Below are 21236 nucleotides of genomic sequence, written 5' to 3'. Positions count from 1 at the left end.
GATAGGAACAGAATTTGACTTCGATGAAAAAATCACTTAAGGATTAAAATCAAATTTACTTTCAATATAGATTCCTGCTAAATCTTCAGCCTTGGTTGTTCCGAGAACATATATACATTCACGGTTCCAAAAACTACATCTCAACATCTGAATATCAGAAAGTTTTTGAGTGATAAATTGATTTATCTTGTCATATTGTGGGTAAAATTCAGCAATTTCATTTTCATCCCAATTCCAAGATAAAGCTTCTATGTCAAACTTGTGAAATTTACCAATATCAAGCATTCCTGCTTGTTGGAGAGCGATTAATATTGCTTGTTCTCTAGAGTCGCTTATTGCTTGAACTAAATAATGTGGAAATCTATAATCATAGCCGCCACCATAGTAACCATAAATAGTAATCGGTTCTAATTTATTGATGATTTGCTGAAATTTATCTTTCAATTTAGCCGTATTTTCATCCAAAGATGGCTGCATAGTTAAATCAGGTAAATTAGAATATTTGATTTCTCCTTGTAATTTAGTTTCTCTGGCAACAGTTTGAGAAAAACAAAACCAATTATTTTCTTGGTCTTGACCTAACACAACATAAAATGAATACATAGGAATGCGGCTAAATTTGAAAACCTCGATATTCTGAAGGTTTTCTGAAATAGCATCAGCTAATTCCTCATATATTTCTGCTCTTGCATCAGCTAATTCCGGAGCGATAACATCTTCGTAGTCATCAGGATAATCATCTGGGTTTAAATAACCGCGCCGTTCTAATGCTTGCCAATTTTTGACAGCAACATCAATATCGGTGAGAGTTATCCATTTGCGATCGCGTCCCAGATTGAGTAAACTAAAATCGCCTTTTTCCTGGATATCCCAAACGAAAGGTTCTAAAGAAGAATGGTGATTATTGTGCAGACGAAACTCAAGGCGTTTATCAATTAATACTTCAAGAGTACCTAAGATTTTTGCGGTTTCTAAGTTCATATAAGGCTGTCATTTGTCATTTGTCATTTGTCATTCTTACAAAGTTCTGATCGGAGTAAACCTCCGCTCAGACTTTGCGCTTTGTCATGGGTAAGGGTTTTCAGTCTACGTTTTTTAACATAGTTAGGTGCAATTTAAAGATTTGCGATCGCAACTGCTTTGACAATGCGATTACTATCGTGGGTTAGTTGCTGGCGTAGTTCCTCTGGGGTTGCGGGGTTATCTGCAACTGCATAGCGTTCTAGCCAAGATGCAGATTGTGCTGCTTGTGTCAATATTTCCGCCGGAGTTTGCGGATGGAGTAGAGTTACTAAGCGAACAAAGGCGTTGTCGGAAGTTGCATATTCTGCCAGTATGCTTGTTATATCATCGCTGCTGGGGTTGTAAATGCGGCTGAGTCCGCGTAAGGTGGAACTAGTTTGCTGGGTGGTGGGTTGAAAAACTAAATCGCGCAGGCTTTGTTTAATAGCCGCCGGAGTGTTGGGATTTTGAGCAACTGCACGGCGAACTTCGACTTTTTCATCAGTTGCTAATTGTGCCAAGATTGTTTCAGAAAGATGAGGATTACTAGCCGCAGCAGTTCTGACACTGGGGTTTTCGTCGCTGGCTAAAATTTCTAAAACAGGAATTGGTGTATTAGAGTTAGTCGCTACTTGAATTTTTACCTCGCTTTGCTCATCCCGCGCCAATAATTCCAAAACGTTTACAGGTGCGTTGTTTGCAGCTCCAACTGCTTCCCGCACCGATATTGCTGTATCTTCAGCTAGGCGCAACCATAAAGCTTCTGTTAAGTTGGGATGGCGAACTAAACAAACTCGCACCTCTACGCTAGGGTCTTGAGTGAGAATGGCGAGCAGTTGTGGTGTTAAGCTGGGATTATATGCAAGCGATCGCACGATCTCATCATTCGTTGTAGGTGGAAAGAATGCTTGCGGATCTGGTGTTGCACCTAAAAACTCTCTTCTTGCCAAAATTTCTAATGCTTCAATGGGTGTGCGCGGATTCCCAGCTATGCAACGCAGCACATCATTATGATTACCGGGAAATGCACTCTTGAGCATATCCACGGTTTGATTTGGGGTATTTCCTGAATTTTGGGTACTTTGAACAATTTGGGAAAGTGCGCGAGGCGGTGTATTAGGATTGCGTGCAACGTCCAATCGCGTTGTAAAATCTGGATGGCTGGCGAGTACTTCCAATGTTTCCGGGGATGTGTTGGGATTACTGGCGACAGCGCGAACTGTAGCGACATAGGAATCTTTCGCTAACTGTCTTAAAACTGTGGCTGGGGTGTTGGGGTGCGACGCGACGCGATAACGCACTGAACTATCGGTGTGAGTTGCTAACTGTGCCAAAGTTTCCGCCGGCATTTGCGAACCTTTGACAGGATGTTTAATAAAATCAGCGAGATTTTTCCCACTCATGCTTTTAACTGCTTGAGCAAGTACAATTCCTGGTGTATTGGGATTGCGTTGACTTACGAGATTTTCTTCTAATCCCAAACGAGTCAGAATTGTTACGGGAGTGTTAGGGTTAGCAATTAGTTTTGTTTTGACTTCACGACTGGTATCGTTGGCTAACTGCACCAATATTTCCACAGATGTATCGGGATGTTCTGCAACTTTGGCTCTGATTATTGGTGATTCATCCTGTGCCAATATTTCTAATAATTGAATAGGGGTAGGTATTTTACTATGTAATGGTTTATAGGCAAGATTTAAACGTACATGAACGCTTGGATCTTGTGTAAATTCTAATAAGTTATTTAAAGGTAAATTGGCATTTTTAGAAACAGCTTGCCGGATGGCTTCATCTGCATCTTTTGCTAGTTGTTGTAATACTGGGATAGGGGTTTGATTGCTACGTGCGGCGGTAAGTTTAGAATTGCGATCGCCTTTTGCTAAAATCTGCGCTAACGCATAAGGACTACCAGTACGACGCGCCATTAATTGATGAGCTTTGGTAATTTCTTGCGCTTCTGCTTTCTCTAGTAATAATCGATAACGTTGTAAAACAGGTAAGTTAGGATGAGCAATCACTAAGTCAAACATAGTGGTATTACTATAAACTGTTTTCTCAACTTCTTCATTGAGAAAACGCAGTAATAAATCAGCAGGAGTATTGGGATTTTCTGCTAAAGTACGCCATAAATACTCTTTGCGTTCATCAGCGATGCGTCTGAGAAGGTATTCAGGTGTAGCAAGATGTCTAGCTAATTGCTCGCGGAAATTATTGCTTGTTGCCATTAATTGTTGTAAATATTCATTCCGCTCTGCTTCAAGTACAGTGGGATTAAGAGCTAGTGCCATCCGCATTTCAGCATCTTTTAAATAGCGTCCCAATTCGTCAGGACTTTTTTGGGATTGTTGCCACAATCGCTCTCTTAAAGTTGCTGGTGTAGAAGGATTACCTAATAATGCTGCCACAACTTCTAAATTACTGCGATCGCTGTTGTACGGACTATTTAATAAATGCAATATTCCATCTAGCATTTGATAATTTTCTGCTGCTTGAGAATCGCTAGGTACTGATTTCTTTCCTGAGCGATCGCGTCTTTCTGCTGTAAATCTCCCTTCCCATTTAATTGATGATTTCTGGCTAGCTAAGTATGCCAGTGTTTGCCTCTCTGATGCATTCAACGACTCGACTAAATTATCCCATTCTTTTAATATAGAGTTGCGAAATTCTTCCCCCTGTTGCAGCCAAAAAATAATTAATTCTGGTGACTGGCGGTTATCGATAAATTCTTTGATTCGGTTAAGTAATGATGGTGTAGCATCTGGGGCAATTTGCTGCAACATCTCTATCATTATATTGAGGGAAGATGATGCACCCGCTAGCTGTTCTAAAATTGCCACCGGAGTTTGGGGATTACTTGCCAATTGCAGCCGAATATTTAAATTTGAGCCTACTGCTAATTGCTGTAATAGCATATCTCGCAAGGCTTCAGGTGTTTGGGAATTTTGCGCAACAGCCAGATGTATATATGGATTAGGATATTGTGCCAAATGCTGTAATATTTCCCCTGAAACTTGGGGATGTTTGGCAACATTAGCTAAAAATATTGTCTGATCTTGAATCCATGTTTCTAAAGTTTTGATAATCGGTGAAGAATTACTTCTAGTAAGTATCTCTGCTCTCAATACTTCTAAATCAACATTCGCTAATTCAGCTAAAATCCAAGTAGGTGTATTTGGTTGATTTAAATACAAATACCGCAGTTCAGAATTTTTCCAAATAGGTTTATCTGTTGCTGCTTCATTAAAAAATTTTTCTAAAATACTAGTTGGTAAATTTTCCCGTCTTTGCAAAAGATGCTGCTGATTGGGAAATAATTGATGTAATATCTCTTCCGTCGCATTTCGATGTTCTGTTACAGTTGCTTGGATTGTTTTATCTTGATGTTGCGCTAATACAGCTAACACATCTGCGGGTGTTTCTGGATTCTTCGCCACTGCTAACTGAATTTTATATACAGTATCTCCAGCCAACTGCATTAAAGTTTCTGCTGTCGCACAAGGATTTTGCGCCACCGCCAAGCGAATCCAAGCCCAACGGCTTTGTGCTAACATTGCTAATTGTTCTGCATCGGTATTCCAGTCAGATGCAACGGTATATTGTCCTTCCACTAGTTCAATTAATGATGGTGGACAATTGGGGTTAAACTTTACTGCTAACCTAATAGGTAATTCTAAATCCCCTGCTAGTTGTTCTAATACTGCTAAGGGTGTTTCTGGTGATTCTGCAACTTGTAAGCGTGGTTTTAAAGTCGGTTCCTGCGCCAAGCGTTCAAGTAATTGTAAGCGATATTTTAAGGGTATATGGGGATTACGCAACGCTGGAATGAGCTTTTCTGCGGGAACCCATTCGCTAAAAAAGCATGGCGGTACAGTTCCCAATTTGAGCAATTCTACAGCTAATCGGTCATTTTGCCCTAGTTCTTGTTGTTGCAGGATGGTATCTACCGCTTTTTGCCAATTTTCTGTGATTTCTCCGGCATAATTTACGTGTAAACTAGCGGCTTGTGATACTTGCTTATCAGTGCTATTGACTAAGACTTCTAAGAGCGATCGCGGTGTTTCAATATAGTTTGCAACAGCTAATTGCAATTCCACAGGCTGCTGTAATAAATCTTCTGGTGTATCTAAAAATGCTTGTAAATCGGCGGCGCTAACTGGCTGAAGAGGTTGCATCACCATAAAACCTATTAAAAATTCAAAATTCAAAATTCAAAATTCAAAATTAAAGACATTTTCAGTCGGGGATTTAAACCCCAACTGAAAACCTACTACGTATAGACGCAGGGATCTTCAACCTTCGGAATTAGGACAACTTAGTACTTTTGTACCATAAAAATGACTGTAGGTAAACTATACTTACAGTTCTTATGCCTATCTTCATAATTCCCAGAACTGTCACAACGGGAACAGAATTCGACTTTGGCATATTAAAGTTGCGATTTGAAAATCAACGCTGATTTTCTGAGGAGAAAATGGAAGAATGTAAAGGTTAACTGGCTCAGGAAAAGTCTCTCAAGAGAGTTGATGGTGTTGTTGTGATTGGAATAGTCATTGTTTCTCACAGTAAACAACTCGCGCTTGGTGTACAGGAACTAGCAGCGCAAATGGTTCAGGGTAAAGTCCCGTTAGCGATCGCAGCTGGAATTGACGATCCGGAAAATCCTTTGGGTACAGATCCCATGCAAGTTTATCAGGCGATCGCTTCTATCTTCAACGATGATGGTGTTTTAGTGTTAATGGATTTGGGTAGCGCTGTGATGAGTGCAGAAATGGCGCTAGATTTCCTTAACCCACAACAACGGGAAAAAGTCCATTTATGTGCAGCACCACTGGTTGAAGGTGCGATCGCAGCTGTAGTTGCCGCCGCCGCAGGTCATAATATTCAGCAAGTTATAACTGAAGCACAATCAGCTTTAGTAGCAAAAAATACTTTGCTCGGCATAGATAGCAGCCCCGCATCAGTTATTCCTACATCTCACGCAGAATTCCCAACAAAAGAAATTCACCTCACAGTTAACAATCGCTTGGGTTTACACGCCCGTCCAGCCGCGCAATTTGTCACTACTGCCGCCCAATATCAGGCGCAAATTAAGGTAAGGAATGTTACAAGAGGTACAGATGCCGTTAGAGGTGACAGTATCAACCAAGTCGCCACTTTAGGAGTGCGTCAAGGGCATGAATTAGTAATTACGGCTACTGGTATCGATGCTGATGCTGCCTTAGCCGCCTTAGAAGTATTAATTAATAATAACTTTGGTGAAGATGATAGTACATTTGCGCCGCCAGTGGTGGAGTCAACAGAAGTTAGCCCCGCTTCTGCTGGCGAACTATCGGGAATTCCAGCTTCACCAGGAGTTGCGATCGCGCCTGTAGTCCATTATCAACTACCTGCCGTTACTGCTACACAATATCACGTAGAAGATGCAGAAGCAGAGTGGCAAAGGTTACAAATAGCCATCGCTACCGCTCAACAGCAAATTCAGACATTATTTTCTCAAGCTTCTCTGCAAATTGGCGATACAGAAGCGGCGATTTTTGTCGCTCATCTGTTATTTTTAGAAGATCCGGTACTTTTAGAAGCAGTGCGATCGCGCATTTATGACCATCATCTCAACGCCGAAGCCGCTTGGCAAGCTGTTGTTGATGAAGTCGCTTCTAGCTACCATCAACTAGAAGATGCTTATTTACAGGAACGAGTGGAAGATGTGGTTGATGTCGGACAAAGAGTACTGCGCTTACTTACCGGCGCATCAGCCAGTGCTTTAGAATTGACAGAACCAGCGATTTTAGTCGCCAGCGATTTAACACCTTCAGATACCATTGGCTTAGATCCCAGCAAAGTATTAGGGATTTGTACCACATCAGGTAGCGCCACATCTCACAGTGCAATTATCGCCCGGACATTAGGGATTCCGGCGGTTTTGGGCGTAGATCCAGGGATATTGTATCTGGAAGATGGCACAATTATGGCCCTTGATGGCGGCAGTGGTAAAGCCTGGGTAGAGCCAGAAGCAGATATTTTGAGTATATTAGAAGCGAAGCGAGAAGCTTGGCAAACTGCACAACAGGAAGCGCTAGCCAAAGCACATCAACCAGCAATTACGCGCGATGGTAAGCAAGTCAGTGTCTTTGCTAACATCGGTAGCATAGCTGATGTTCAAGTGGCTTTAGCTAGCGGTGCTGAAGGAGTAGGACTACTGCGTACAGAGTTCCTGTATTTAGGTAGGACAAGTGCTCCCACGGAAGAGGAGCAATTAGCAGTATACCAAGCGATCGCCCAAGTTTTAGATCAACAGCCATTAATTATTCGGACTTTAGATGTGGGTGGGGATAAACCACTGCCTTATATTCAAGGTGTACCAGAGACAAACCCCTTTTTAGGTTGTCGGGGAATTCGCTTTTGTTTAGAACATCCCGACATATTCACAACTCAATTGCGGGCAATTTTACGAGCTAGTACAGGACACAATATTAAAATTATGCTGCCGATGATTGCCAGTATCACCGAAGTTAGGGCAGCTAAGGAAATTTTAAATGAAGTGCAACGGGAACTCAGACAAGCAGCGATTCCCTTTGATGCCAACATTCAACTAGGTATCATGATTGAAGTCCCCGCAGCCGTAGCGATCGCAGATCAACTAGCAGCTGAGGTAGACTTTTTTAGTATCGGCACCAACGACTTAAGTCAGTATGTCATGGCAGGCGATCGCAATAACCCCCGCGTCGCTAATTTAACCGACGCATTACATCCTGCGGTACTGCGCATGATTCAGCGCACAGTGAAAGTCGCTCATGACGCCGGAATTTGGGTAGGATTATGTGGAGAACTTGCAGCCGAAACCGCCGCCACAGCAATTTTATTGGGATTAGGATTAGATGAATTAAGCGTTAATCCCCAAGCCATCCCTATTTTAAAACAAGCGATCGCCCAATTAAGTATCAGTCAAAGTCAGGCGATCGCCGCTTCCGCATTACAACTAGATTCCGCCGAACAAGTCAGACAACTTACAGCTTAACTGTTGATGATTAACCAATGTAGGGGCGGGTTCACCAATATTTTCAATGTTCAGCGATCATTCTCAATCAACCCGCCCCTACTGACTGTAATGATTCTGGGAATTTTGAACTAAGATAATTATGTCTTTTAGCAGAAGATTTGTAATTACATCTTTGCTAAACTCTACACAAAGATAGATTTTACCAATTTAAAAAAATAATGAGACAGATGTATCTGTAGGGGCGGGGAAACCCCGCCCTTTACTTCACGAAAATCCATAATCTCACACTCATTAATTAAATCGGTATTATTTAAATATCAGATGAAAATTGATTAGCCCTAGGAACTACCACCAACATAGTTGCTAACATTTAATGCTTAATTTTTCCTAAAATTTGACTTTATTTATCAGTGCGGGGGTACAAATTTCGTGTCTTCGTCAAATACTCTTTTAGACAAACAACCACAAACTCAAACTTCACCTAATATTGGGTTTTTCAAAGAAGTAGGTCAAGTAGCTGGTGTAACTCTCTTATCAATAACAATGCTAGCTAGTTCGGTGCTAGCAGGTGGATTAGTCGGTTTAGCTGTAAGTTTTCGCAATTTACCAGATGTGCGACAACTCAGAAGTTTTTCACCAGCAGAAACAACTTATATTTATGATATTCAAGGTAAATTATTAACAGCCATACATGGAGAAGCTAACAGAAAAATTGTCCCGCTAAATCAAATTTCTCCCAACTTAAAACGCGCCGTCTTAGCTAGCGAAGACAGTCATTTCTATCGTCATCATGGTGTTAATATTGGTGCTGTTGGGCGTGCAGCAATAGTTAACTTGACAGCCGGTGGTGTGCGTGAGGGTGGTTCGACAATCACCATGCAATTGGTAAAAAATATATTCCTGACTAAAAAACGCGCCTTTACTCGCAAAATTGCCGAAGCAGTATTAGCAGTTCGCCTAGAGCAAATTATTAGTAAAGAACAAATTTTAGAAATGTACCTCAATCAAGTTTATTGGGGACATAATAATTACGGTGTACAAACCGCAGCCCGGACTTATTTTAATAAATCAGCCGCATATTTGACATTAGCAGAATCGGCAATGATGGCAGGTTTAATTCAAGCGCCGGAACAATTCAGCCCCTTTGTGAATATGAAACTGGCGAAACAAAAACAAAAAGAAGTGCTGGGGCGAATGTTAGATTTAAAATGGATTAGCCAGCAAGAATATAATCAAGCTCTGCAACAACAAATTAAACTTGGTAAAATTAGATCGTTTCAAGGTAGTGCCTTGCCTTATGTTACCAATTCCGTCGCCCAAGAAATCGTGAAAAATTTTGGACGCGAGGCATTAATTAAAGGCGGAATGCGGGTACAAACTACAATAGATGCTAAATTTCAATTAATGGCGGAAGCAACTATTAAGAAATGGCATAAAACTCTTTTAGGTCGAGGATTATATAAAAATCAAATGGCTTTAGTTGCCATCGATCCGCGTACCCATTTTATTAAAGCATTAGTCGGGGGAGTAGATTCCAAAGCTGGGGAATTTAACCGCGCTACCCAAGCATTACGTCAACCTGGTTCGGCTTTTAAACCATTTGTTTACTACACCGCTTTTGCTACTGGTAAATTTACACCCAATAGCACAGTCATTGATTCTCCCGTCAGCTATCGCGATGGTGATGGGTGGTATTATCCCCGCAACTATGACGGCGGCTTTATGGGCGCAATGCCAATTCGCACCGCCTTAGCATTATCTCGCAATGTGCCAGCGATTAAAATTGGTAAAGCAGTGGGGATGAATAGAGTGATCGACACCTGCCATACTTTAGGAATTAACAGTCCAATGGTAGCTGTGAGTTCTTTACCATTAGGGGCGATTGGTGTCACACCCTTAGAAATGGCTAGCGCTTATGCCACCTTCGCTAATTATGGTTGGCGATCGCCTGCAACGGCAATTATGAGAATTACTGATAGTAGTGGTAATATCTTATTAGATAATACACCTAAACCCCAGTTAGTCCTTGACCCTTGGGCATCAGCCGCAATGTTAGATGTGATGCAATCGGCTGTAACAGAAGGAACAGGTAAAGGTGCTGCATTAGATAGGCCTGTTGCAGGTAAAACAGGTACCACTTCCGCAGAAAAAGATATTTGGTTTATTGGTACTGTACCCCAATTAACAACCGCTATTTGGGTAGGTAGAGATGATAACAAACAATTAGCCAGTGGTGCCACAGGTGGGGGAATGGTGACTCCCGTTTGGCGCGATTTTATGCAGCAAGCGCTTCAGGATGTACCAGTGATGAAATTTAAATCCCCTGCTGAATTTCCCCGCCCAAAGTCAAAGTGAAATATAGCCGTTCTCATGTAGATAAGGTTTAAATTATATCGCAATCTGTAGGGGTATAGGAATCATATTTGATTTCTGCAAAACACGTAGGGTGTGTTACCGCGAAGCGTAACGCACCGTTTTTCAAGGGTTTGGTGCGTTAGACTGAAGTCATAACGCACCCTACAAGTACCTAATTTTATTCAAAATTCAAACCGGATTCCTATATTAGTCTCAACTTAAGCTAAAAATAGCTTCAGCGTAGGCTTTCTCATTCGCCTTGGAATGAATTCCAAGGGACAAAGTCCAAGTCTACTAAAGTAGACTCAAGATTTTGAGGATATTTAGTCATCTTTAGATGACTTTGGCTATTAGCAAGGAACTTCAGTTCCTTGCGGGGCAAAATTCGCCAAATTTATCATTTACACATATTCAGTACTCATTTTTAAATTTTTCGTAAACAAAAAAGCATTTCGCTTTCTCATTTATCAAAATCAAGTACCCATTTTCTTGTTTTAGGTAAGCAAAAAGCCATTTCACCTTCTCATTAAGCCTTAACAAGTTCTCATTTTGGTGTTTTCCGCAAGTAAAATACTATTTCACCTACTCAAAAAGCCATATCACTTACTCATTTCGGTAAATCGCGCACTCATTTTAGTGTTTTCCGCAAGTAAAAAGCCATATCGCTTACTCGTTTAGGTAAATCGCGCACTCGTTTTAGTGTTTTCCGCAAGTAAAAAGTTATATTGCTTGCTCAAAAATTGCAATGCTTGACAATAAAATGCTGTGTAGCTATGCTTTGTTGTTTTTTGTGCATTACTTAATTACCAATCGCTAATTATTACTTGCAAATAGCCATTATTGCTACTTTAAATATAAATTCAATAGGATCTGTAATTTATGTATTTCATCTAGCTCCCATGCTCTGCGTGGGAGCGATGATCTGTGGGCTGCCGCCTCTTATCTGATAAATTGAGGCGGAGCCTCGCAATCCGCATTTCCAGCCGGAGGCTGGAAACGAGATTAATCGCATTACTTAATTACCAATCGCTAATTATTACTTATAAATAGCTATTATTGCTACTTTAAAAACACATTTAATATGCTCTGTATTTTATGTATTTTAAATGCAGAAATATTTAATTTTATTCGGCAAAATTCATTGGCAAAACAGAATTAACCCAACAAATTAAGCCTATGAAATTGCCTCATGTCCCAAAATCTCCAGCGCTTGTGCAAATGCTGAAGTGGATTTTCCAACCAATGCCTTTCATGACAGATTGTGCCCAGCGCTATGGTGATATTTTTACCATGCAATTAAATGCACCTGTGGTGTTTGTTAGCAATCCCCAGGCTTTAGAAAAAATGTTGACTAGCGATACAAAAGAATTTGCCGCACCTAGCGATTTCAACACGGTATTTGAACCAATGCTAGGAAAAAATTCTGTAATTACAGTTAGCGGAGAAGTACATCGCCGTCAACGTCAATTATTAATGCCGCCGTTTCACGGTGATAGAATGCGTACCTATGGACAGGTAATTAATAAAGTTACAACCCAGGTAATTAGTCAATGGGAAATAGATAAACCATTTTGTACTAGATCGGCAATGCAAATTATTACCATGCGGATAATTATGCAAGCTGTATTTGGATTATACGAAGGCCCCCGCGCCCAAGAATTAGAGGAAATTTTAGCAGTAATGCTAAATGAAAACTCGCCTTTAAGGGTTGTAGAACTGTATTTTCCCGCCTTAAGAATGGATTTAGGCCCCCGCAGTTCTTGGGGAAGATTTTTGCGTCGTAAACAGCGCGTTCACGAACTATTAAACGCAGAAATTCAAGAACGGCGAGATCATCCCGATCCATCGCGGACTGATATTCTGAGTTTACTGATGGCAGCGCGTGATGAAGCTGGTGAAGCCATGACTGATGCAGAATTGCGCGATGAATTGATGACACTGTTAACAGCAGGACATGAAACCACAGCCACAGCATTAACTTGGGCATTGTACTGGATTCATAAGTTACCATCAGTTAAGGAAAAACTATTACAAGAATTAGATACTTTAGGTGAAAATCCAGACCCCAGCAGCGTGTTTAAATCACCATATCTTAACGCTGTTTGCTGCGAATCCTTGCGAATTTATCCTGTAGGAATGTTAACTTTCCCCCGTGTAGTCAGAGAACCTGTATCTTTATGCGGTTACGATTTAGAACCCGGTACAATCGTTCTTGGTTCCATTTATTTAACTCACCAACGCGAAGATTTATATCCACAACATCAAGAATTTAAACCAGAACGCTTTTTAGAACGTCAATTTTCGCCTTATGAGTTTTTACCCTTTGGCGGTGGTGTGAGACGCTGTATAGGTATGGCATTTGCCCAGTATGAAATGAAAGTAATATTAGCAAAAATTCTTTCTAGTTGGGATTTGGCGCTAGTCGATGAGAATCTAGAGATTTATCCAAAACGGCGTGGTTTGGTAACAGGGCCTAATCGCAGCGTGCAAATTGTAGCAAAAAACCATCATCGTTTACCATCTCGGACTTTAGAGTCGAGTAATATCTAACGATTTGGCGATTTTGACAATCACCGCACTTTTAGGGAGGTGATTGTCAAATGTATATGGAAAGGGGATAAGTTTGTCGCGATCGCATTAATATGATTGTATGGTGTGAAAAAGCGATCGCATTGGGTGACGATGAGATCGCAGGTAAATTCATGAAGCGATTTTTGCTTGATGATGCGATCGCAAAATTTAAAATTTGCAAATGCTAAATATAGTTAAGGTTAAGGTAAAGTTGACTCTGATGTTGTACAACTACCTCAAAAGTAATATTTTCCAGGCTAGGTAAAGGAACTGAGGCGATCGCTTATCCAAAAATCTCGTTATTAGCTTTGGCTACACCTAAGTTATCACTTCCTCTAGGGATAATTTTGTTGTATCCTAGACTAGCTTAAGTAATTTTCAACACCAAACTTTACAACAACTTTTTACGGATTTATCTGTTAGTTTGGGAAAGACTAGATTGTGCTGTTCTTAATTCTCGCTCAGAGAATTATTTTTTTGTCAAATCATACAATTTAAACGTCAATGGATATCCAACTCATCAAAAGAATTGAAAAACCCATTCTGCCAAAGCCAGAAGTACAAGAAGAGTTATCTCAGCCGGCTTCCAGCGATGATACTTTTGAGATTCCAGAATCCACAATTCAACAACAGCCAGTACTTGATGTTAACTATCAAGAATCCACATATATTCCATTGCGCGATCGTCCTCTGATTCAATCAGTTGGTAATTCCGGCTGGCAAGTTTCAGAAATTTGGCGAGATTTAAGAATAGATAACTTTTATGATTAAACAATTGTTATCTTGCAAGAAAAACATCTAGCAATGTTCTAGATTCAGAGAACGACTTTCACAAGTGTTTGACGCAAAGAAAGTGCCTAAATTAGTATCTGTCTGGAAAATCGCCAGCCCCATCTCTTTGTGTGGTGGGGTTAATTCACCAAATTTTAGATTTTAGATTTTAAATTTTGGATTAAACAAAATTTAAAATCTAAACATGTCTGTAACCTCAAAGCAGTCACAGAATCTAAAATCAAAAATTGATTTATCTAGAGCAACCACTCTTAATCATGAACTGTACCATCGGGCATAATCGCCCCTTGAAAGTCAACATCATCAAGAATAGCTCCGGTTAAATCTGCTCCTTGCAAATTCGCATTGCGCAAAATTGCGCCATCAAGATTCGCATAGCTGAGATCGGCTCCTTGCAAACTCGCTCCGCTCAAATCTGTAGCCAAATCCCCCCACTGAAGTCTGCGGCTGAGGTTGGCGCGGCACAATTTGGCTTTATCCAAGTTAGCATGATGCATAGTAGCGGCTCTTAAGTCAGCGTAGCTCAAATCTGCCTCAGTTAAAATTGCATATCCTAAATCTGTGCGCTGATCGGAACTAGGGCGTAAGTCTGCTTGAAACAGTAGCGAACGGGAAAGTTTAGCACCTGTTAAATTCGCACCGCATAAACTAGCTTTAATTAAATTAGCTGCTGTTAAATTAGTTTGAAGTAGTTTTGCACTCGTCAAATCTGCTTCCCGCAGCAAAGCACCAGATAAATCTGCATCGCTCAAATCTGTACCCCAGAGCAGCGCTTCACTAAGATCTGCTTGTTTGAGAGTAGCTTGACTCAAATTAGTTTTGCCCAACCGTGTCTGACGTAAATCTGCATAGCTAAAATCGGCACCTGTTAAAATTGCATTTGTAAGTTCTGCTTCTTGTAAATTGACTCGTGGAAAACTGCGTTCTCCAGCGCTATAACGTTTGAGAATTTCATCCACATCCATAAATTACTCGACTTTTGATTGACAACTGGAGCGCGATCGCATCCCCTGTTAGCCATCTGTAGCAACCTTAAACCGGAATATTACAAGGCTGGGTTAATTCTGCCATCAGTTCTGCAATTGACATGATTTGCTCAGTGTACCTAACATTCGCCCCAGAAAAGATTAAACCATTCTCAACATCTCCATTTGCAGCTTTAGCTAGTGCTTGGAGAATGCAATAGGTTTTACCTGTATCCCGAAATAAACATGTCTCTAAACAGTTAGCAATGCAGCGCTGTTCTTTGCTTAAGCAGCCGTCCATAACTTCTTGGGCAAAGGTATTACGTAAAGCACGAGTCATTTTGCCTACTGGACTGGGTACGGTGACAACATCTTCTCTAAAGGCATTAAGATGATATTCTTTATAACGGCGATCGGCATCACATTCTTCTGTAGTGATGAAGCGAGTACCGATTTGTACCCCATCTGCTCCCAGCACCATCATCAAATCGATATCAGTGCGATCGCTAATTCCCCCTGTCACAATTAACGGAATCTTTACCCCTAACTTCTCTTGGCAATAATGGCGCAATTCGTAAAGCACAGTAGCCACAGAGAATCCTGGTAAATTCACGCGATCGCATTCGGTAAAATGTCCGCCAACAAACTGGCAATTTTCCACAATTAAAGCATCAGGTAGGCGGTTATATTTCTGTTGCCAAGTTTGGCAGATTAACTGCGCTGAGTAAAGGTTGGCTACACTCGGCACCAGTGCTACATCTGGATAATCAGCAGTATACTCTGGTAAAGATAACGGTAATCCGCCTCCAGTAACGATCAGATTGGCACCATTAGCCGCAGCCGTCTGCGCTAAAATAAGATAATCTCTAGTAGCAACTAATACATTTACACCAATAATCCCATCTGGGCTAATTTGGCGTACTTTGGTTAATTCATCAATCAAAGCCAGGCGATTAGCCTTAAAAAAGCTGCTGCGTTTGCGTTGCTCAAAATAAGGAGAAGATAACCCCAATCCCATTGAGGCGATCGTACCGATTCCTCCAGCATTAGCAACAGATCCAGCTAGGTTAGCACCAGCAACCCGCACAGCCATTGCGCCTTGAACTATGGGATAGCGGGCAAGATGTTTGCCAATCCGCAGAGGCGAGAGGATATCAGTCATAATAGACTTACGCATTAATTAACTAAATAACTGTGTAGTAATTTTATCACTCCAATGTAACTCACATCGCGGATGAGTTAGTCATTAGTCATTTCGCCCCCTTGTCCTCCTTGTCCCCTAGCCCCTAGCCCCTAACCCCTATTTTCAGAAAACACTGCTGTATTATCTCGCAGCGCTTTGAGACTTTCGCTTTGTTGTAACATGTGTTGGCTAATGCGATCGCACGCTAAATCGCAAAGCTCAAAAATCATCGGATCGGTAATTGCGTAAAAAGCATTAGTACCTTTCGTTTGACGCGATACCAACCCCGCTTGAGTTAACACTTTCAGATGCTTGGAGAGATTTGCTTGTCCTAAGCCTGTGGCATCCACCAAATCCATCACATTCATCGGCCCTGACTTTAAACAAGTTAAAATTTGTAGTCGGCTAACTTCTGATAGCACCTTAAAATAATCAGCAAGAGCCACAAGTACTGTTGAATTAGTCTGAGATGGCTTTGGTTCTGGCATAGGAGGTTGCATCTTCAGCACATCAATTAATTGTATAACTATTTAGTATAATAACCAGATATTTTTATTAACAAATTTTACTAAGTCAGTAAATGCTGGTGTAAAAAAAATCCACTTGATAAAAAACTCCACCCATAGTCATTGAGTTTTGTAGGGGCGGGTTTATTTGGATCTTTATGAATCAATGAAGATATCGGTGAACCCGCCCCTACTAAAAAGACTTGCTATACGCAGGTATTAGACCAGATTTTTTGAACAACTGACAACTGACACTTGTACAGACGCGATTAATCGCGTCTCTAGCAACCGACAACTGACACGCACAGCGCCATAAAAATCTCGACAAAAGTCTAATTAACTTCCCCTGGTAGGTACAGATAGTCTAGATACATCTGGATTCGCTACCAGCCAACTACCTTCATGCTTATCTTCGTTCTTCAAACTTTAGCAGAAATTCTAGCTGGAGGAACCTCACTCACCAGTACAGAGCAAATTGACTTTAGTCATCCTAGTAATCGACGGGAAGAGGGTGCAGGGCCAACTCTCAATTTGTATATTTACGACATTCGTGAGAGTAAGCAATTTCAACAATCTGGTAGACAAGTGGAACGTAAAGCTTCACGGAGTTTACAACCCACATCTGTAGGTTGGTCGCCTAATTGGTTTGATGTCTCTATGCTATTAACAGCCTGGGATCGAACCGCCTTAGGCGAACATCATTTACTCAGCGAAGCCTTAACAGTACTGCTGCGTCATCGGTCTTTGCAAGAAGACTATTTAGTTCCAGAACTGCGGGGTTACGGGAATTTAGCTCTGACAGTGGCTTTAGATCCACCTATTGAGATTGGTTCATTATGGAGTGCGCTGAATGTACCATTGCGTTCTGCCTTGTATATCACAGCCATGATTCCAGTGGAACCGCAAACCACCCTTGTACCGCTAGTTTACGAACGGATTTTCAATTTGCAAAACCAATTGAGTGAGAACGGTAACGGCACAGTAGTTACCAGGCGAGTAGCGATCGCAGGTATGGTGAAAAGTGCAGTTACTAATTTACCCCTAACTACAGCAGAAGTAACTATACAAAGAACTAAAAAATCAGCGATAAGCAATAAAGAAGGGCTGTTCTTTTTTGAAGATATGCGTCTGGGTAATTATGTCTTGACAGTCAACTGTCCCGGCTACTTACCCCAGAATGTCAATGTCTTGGTGGATAGCCAAAATTATAGCTTCAAAGAAATCTTACTAACTCCTGAATAACGAAGGCAGGAGGCAGGAGGCTTTTATGTTTCTTATATTTCACAAAGCTAACCCAAAATAATCAAATAAGGGATTTTTCCTTCTGCCCTCTGCCCTCTGCCCTCTGCCCTCTACCATTACTTTTTAACTAAATTGGAGAGACTTTTATGGCTAGACTAGATTACTTTGCACCTGGTGTCTATGTTGAAGAAATAGACAGAGGTAGTAGACCAATAGAGGGTGTCAGCACCGCAGTTGGTGGATTTGTTGGCTTTACCGAAGATATTCGTGATGGGGCTGAACTATTTAAGCCCATGTTGGTCACCAACTGGACGCAATATCTCAACTACTTTGCCCGTCCTAACTCCGATGGCTTCACCGATTTCAACGCTTATTTACCCTTCGCCGTTTATGGCTACTTTATGAATGGTGGCGGGCGCTGTTGGATAACTAGTATCGGTACACAATTACCAGGCGCACCCAAACCGCCAAATCCAGAACCAGCCAACATTCGCATAAATGGTCGCGGTAACCGTCCTACCCTCCGGTTGACATTACGCCCCGAACAAGCAGCAGGCGGTGCAATTAACATTTTCATTAGCGATAGCGGCCCTCGTGCCTTACCAGAAGGTACAGAAGGCGAACAACCACCAAATACAGGGGAATACTTTACCGTCCAAATCCGTCGGGGTGATGAAGTTCTCGAACAATATGAGAACTTAACCATGAATCGCGAAGTTCCCGGCCAAGTAGCAACTTATGCGATCGCGGCTTTGAGAGGTTCCATGTATGTCAACGTCGAAGATATTTCTCAATCTGGACAACCTTTATCTCGGCGTCCGACTAATGGCCAGTATGAACTAGCGCCCCCCATTGTCGCCCAAACAGTTGATAGATTTTCGCGAGACTTTGAAGGAGTCCGCGACGATCGCACAGGGGTAAGAGGGATTTTTGAAATCGATGAAATCACCATGCTAGCTTGTCCCGACTTAATGCGGGCTTATCAATCAGGCGTGATGAACTTGGATCAAGTCCACGGCATCATGGAACTAATGATTAGTATGTGTGAGGGTTCTGCTAGTGGCGACATTCCCAACCCACCCAACCGCATGGTATTAATCGACCCACCACCAGAACAAACCAAACCCCAACAGGTAGTGGAGTGGTTAAACAGATTTAACCGCCGTTCCATGTTTGCGGCGCTGTACTATCCTTGGATTAAAGTACCTAATCCACGCGATCGCGGTAATCCCATACTCGTCCCTCCTTGCGGACATGTCATGGGTGTGTGGTCGCGTACCGACGAAACCAGAGGCGTATACAAAGCACCAGCCAACGAAGTACCTAGAGGCGTCATCGGTCTAGGTTATGAAACCAACTTCCGCGAACAGGAACTGTTAAACCCCTTGGGAATTAACTGTATACGCAACTTCCCCAATCGTGGTATCCGCATCTGGGGCGCAAGAACACTAGTAGAACCAGATAAAACCGAGTGGCGCTACATCAGCGTCCGCCGCTTAATTAGTTATATTGAAAAATCCATCGAACTAGGTACTCAATGGGTAGTTTTTGAACCCAACGATGAAGATTTGTGGGCTAGAGTCAAACGTACCGTCAGCAACTTCCTAGAAAGAATTTGGCGTGAAGGTGCCTTATTTGGTGCATCACCAGAACAAGCATTTTATGTTAAATGCGATGAAGAACTTAACCCACCAGAAACCAGAATTTTAGGACGTTTATACATCGAAGTCGGTGTTTGTCCAGTCAGACCAGCAGAGTTTGTCATCTTCCGTATCAGCCAATGGAATGGCATAGAAGATGAAGAATAAACTTTCTTAATTCACTCGATTTTATCAGTGCAGGGCTTACGCAAAAACTCTCAAATTTTTATTAATCTGTGTCCTCTGTATTTGGTGCGGTTTATTTCTCCCTCAACCATGCGTAAGCCCTGTTTATATCCTCAATTTTGGATTAAAAATCCACCAGCCACAATCATAAATAGGAGTTAAATCATGCCCGGTCAACCAGAATTATTAGCTGCTTGTCTATTTTATTTTGAAGCAGATGGAGTTACAGAGAAATCTATTAAAGAAATTAGCGGGTTAGGTGTAGAAAACACCCCAGCCCAAGAAGTACATGGTTCGAGTAAAAGCGGTAAAATTTGGCGACAAGCAACTCCTACCGTTACCAAATTTACGAATATTACCCTGAAAGTAATTGCCACCGCCGATGTAGACCTTTATCAATGGTACCAAAAGTGTAACGAGGATATGGGTACACCTCGTCAATGGGATCAAAATCGGAAATCAGCTTCTGTAGTTGCTTATAATCAACAACTCACAGAAGTAGCGCGCTGGAATATTGTCAATTGCTATCCTGTGAAATATACAGGCCCAACATTAACAGCTTCTAGTGGTGATATGGCTACAGAAACAGTCGAATTAGTTCATGAAGGTGTTAAACGTGTTAAATAAATTTCCCTAATTCATAGTTTCTCATTTAGGGCTATTTACAATCTTTGTGAAACCTGATTGTTGAGGTTTTCTAAAGCAGCGTGAAAAGTCAGTTTTGACAGGGAGGAAAATAAACTACTGCATTTTACACCAATTCACTAAAATCATGAAACAGATCCAAATACAGGAACCATAGCAAAATATGGATTTCTGAATTTTGAATTTTGAATTTTGAATTTTGAATTGGTATTACTCCCTGTCCTCTGTCTTGATTTGGTAAAAAAAAGTGGCTCAAGCAACTGAAAAACTTCCAGAAATTCTTGCTACCCATAGGTTCTATTTAGGATTGACATTAGACGGTCAAAAAGATAATAGCGATTGCTACTTTTTAGAATGTCAAGGTTTTAAAAGAACCCAAGATGCCATTGAAGTCTGTGAAGTTACCCCTAACAAATGGGGAGTAGCAGCTAAAGGATTAGTAGTCAGAACTAAAATACCGGGAAATGTCAAAAGTGGCAATATAACTCTCAAGAGAGGGACAATTGCTAACTCTATGGTTTTTTGGAAATGGTTTGAAGAAGTGCAAAATGGTAAATGGGCAAATCAGCGAAAACTCATGGCTTTATCTATTTATAATCAAGCCAGTCAAGAAGAAGCGAGATTTGAATTAGCAGGTGCTTGGCCTGCTAGTTATAAAATAGCTGATTTAAACGCCCGCAGCACTGACTTACATATTGAAGAACTGGAGATTGCTTTCGAGGAATTTAAGCGAGTGAAGTGAAGTAATCAGGAGAATTATGTTCCCGACAGAGTTTGAATTTACATTACCCAAGGGGTATCTAGACGCAGAAGGTAACCTCCATCGCCAAGGTATCATGCGTTTATCAACAGCGATAGACGAAATCGCACCACTGCGCGATCCTAGAGTTAAAGCTAACGAAGCTTACGCTACCATTATTATCTTGTCACGTGTCATTACTCGCTTGGGCGCTCTCTCGGAAGTAAATCCTGCGATCGTGGAAAATTTTTTCTCCCAAGATTTAAATTACCTCCAAGATTTTTATCGTCAAATCAACGGTTTAGAAACAGCAAATTCTCCAGCAGTTCTAGTCAATAGTCAATAGTCCATAGTCCATAGTCTATAGTCTATAGCTCATAGTTAAATATCCAATGACAAATGACCATTGACCA

15 protein-coding genes are annotated in these 21236 nt (G+C 41.3%); 9 read left to right on the top strand and 6 right to left on the bottom strand.

What is annotated here, in order from left to right:
- Positions 1–36: 36 nt before the first annotated feature.
- On the bottom strand, positions 37–981 hold the full coding sequence (locus H6G08_RS17435; RefSeq protein ID WP_190545146.1) for a hypothetical protein: 945 nt from the start codon (positions 979–981) through the stop codon (positions 37–39).
- A 134-nt stretch (positions 982–1115) separates the two neighbouring features.
- Positions 1116–5180, bottom strand: coding sequence for a hypothetical protein (locus tag H6G08_RS17430; RefSeq protein WP_190545144.1), 4065 nt, complete (start codon positions 5178–5180; stop codon positions 1116–1118).
- Positions 5181–5536: 356 nt separating this feature from the next.
- Here H6G08_RS17430 and ptsP point away from each other — a divergent pair, with 356 nt between their 5' ends.
- The 3 genes from ptsP to H6G08_RS17415 all read left to right on the top strand — a co-directional run bounded on the left by ptsP (position 5537) and on the right by H6G08_RS17415 (position 12904).
- On the top strand, positions 5537–8017 hold the full coding sequence (ptsP, locus tag H6G08_RS17425) for a phosphoenolpyruvate--protein phosphotransferase (RefSeq protein ID WP_190545142.1): 2481 nt from the start codon (positions 5537–5539) through the stop codon (positions 8015–8017).
- Between the two features lie 411 nt (positions 8018–8428).
- The gene (locus H6G08_RS17420) at positions 8429–10354 is read left to right on the top strand and encodes a transglycosylase domain-containing protein (RefSeq protein ID WP_190545140.1); all 1926 of its coding nucleotides are present in this window, start codon (positions 8429–8431) and stop codon (positions 10352–10354) included.
- Positions 10355–11530: 1176 nt separating this feature from the next.
- Complete coding sequence (locus tag H6G08_RS17415) at positions 11531–12904, top strand: cytochrome P450 (protein ID WP_190545138.1); 1374 nt, start codon at positions 11531–11533, stop codon at positions 12902–12904.
- Between the two features lie 46 nt (positions 12905–12950).
- Here H6G08_RS17415 and H6G08_RS17410 read toward each other — a convergent pair whose 3' ends face one another.
- Positions 12951–13106 (bottom strand): hypothetical protein, encoded by a 156-nt coding sequence (locus H6G08_RS17410; RefSeq protein ID WP_190545136.1) that lies wholly within the window; start codon positions 13104–13106, stop codon positions 12951–12953.
- A 323-nt stretch (positions 13107–13429) separates the two neighbouring features.
- On the opposite strand from H6G08_RS17410, the gene H6G08_RS17405 reads away from it, so the two are divergent.
- On the top strand, positions 13430–13696 hold the full coding sequence (locus H6G08_RS17405; protein WP_190545134.1) for a hypothetical protein: 267 nt from the start codon (positions 13430–13432) through the stop codon (positions 13694–13696).
- Between the two features lie 272 nt (positions 13697–13968).
- Here the strand turns inward: H6G08_RS17405 and hetL are convergent, their stop codons facing one another.
- The 3 genes from hetL to H6G08_RS17390 all read right to left on the bottom strand — a co-directional run bounded on the left by hetL (position 13969) and on the right by H6G08_RS17390 (position 16353).
- Complete coding sequence (hetL, locus tag H6G08_RS17400) at positions 13969–14682, bottom strand: heterocyst differentiation pentapeptide repeat protein HetL (protein WP_190545132.1); 714 nt, start codon at positions 14680–14682, stop codon at positions 13969–13971.
- A gap of 67 nt (positions 14683–14749) precedes the next feature.
- A complete protein-coding gene (locus H6G08_RS17395; RefSeq protein WP_190545130.1) occupies positions 14750–15844 on the bottom strand; it encodes an NAD(P)H-dependent flavin oxidoreductase in 1095 nt (364 codons plus the stop codon).
- A 131-nt stretch (positions 15845–15975) separates the two neighbouring features.
- A complete protein-coding gene (locus H6G08_RS17390; protein WP_190545201.1) occupies positions 15976–16353 on the bottom strand; it encodes an ArsR/SmtB family transcription factor in 378 nt (125 codons plus the stop codon).
- A gap of 420 nt (positions 16354–16773) precedes the next feature.
- On the opposite strand from H6G08_RS17390, the gene H6G08_RS17385 reads away from it, so the two are divergent.
- The 5 genes from H6G08_RS17385 (at position 16774) to H6G08_RS17365 (ending at position 21169) form a co-directional block, all read left to right on the top strand.
- Positions 16774–17613 (top strand): Pvc16 family protein, encoded by an 840-nt coding sequence (locus H6G08_RS17385; RefSeq protein WP_190545128.1) that lies wholly within the window; start codon positions 16774–16776, stop codon positions 17611–17613.
- A gap of 146 nt (positions 17614–17759) precedes the next feature.
- Entirely contained in the window at positions 17760–19421 is a 1662-nt protein-coding gene (locus H6G08_RS17380; protein ID WP_190545126.1) for a phage tail sheath family protein, read from the top strand.
- Between the two features lie 183 nt (positions 19422–19604).
- Complete coding sequence (locus H6G08_RS17375) at positions 19605–20066, top strand: phage tail protein (protein WP_190545124.1); 462 nt, start codon at positions 19605–19607, stop codon at positions 20064–20066.
- 265 nt (positions 20067–20331) lie between these two features.
- Positions 20332–20826: a phage tail protein gene (locus H6G08_RS17370; protein WP_190545121.1), complete on the top strand. Its 495-nt coding sequence runs from the start codon at positions 20332–20334 to the stop codon at positions 20824–20826.
- A gap of 16 nt (positions 20827–20842) precedes the next feature.
- Positions 20843–21169: a hypothetical protein gene (locus H6G08_RS17365; RefSeq protein ID WP_096643395.1), complete on the top strand. Its 327-nt coding sequence runs from the start codon at positions 20843–20845 to the stop codon at positions 21167–21169.
- Positions 21170–21236: the final 67 nt, after the last annotated feature.

The sequence above is a fragment of the Calothrix anomala FACHB-343 genome, from assembly GCF_014696435.1.
GTDB classification, from domain to species: Bacteria; Cyanobacteriota; Cyanobacteriia; order Cyanobacteriales; family Nostocaceae; genus Aulosira; species Aulosira anomala_A.
The sequence above is the reverse complement of the archived record's forward strand: the minus strand, read 5'-3'. Positions and strand labels throughout refer to the sequence as shown.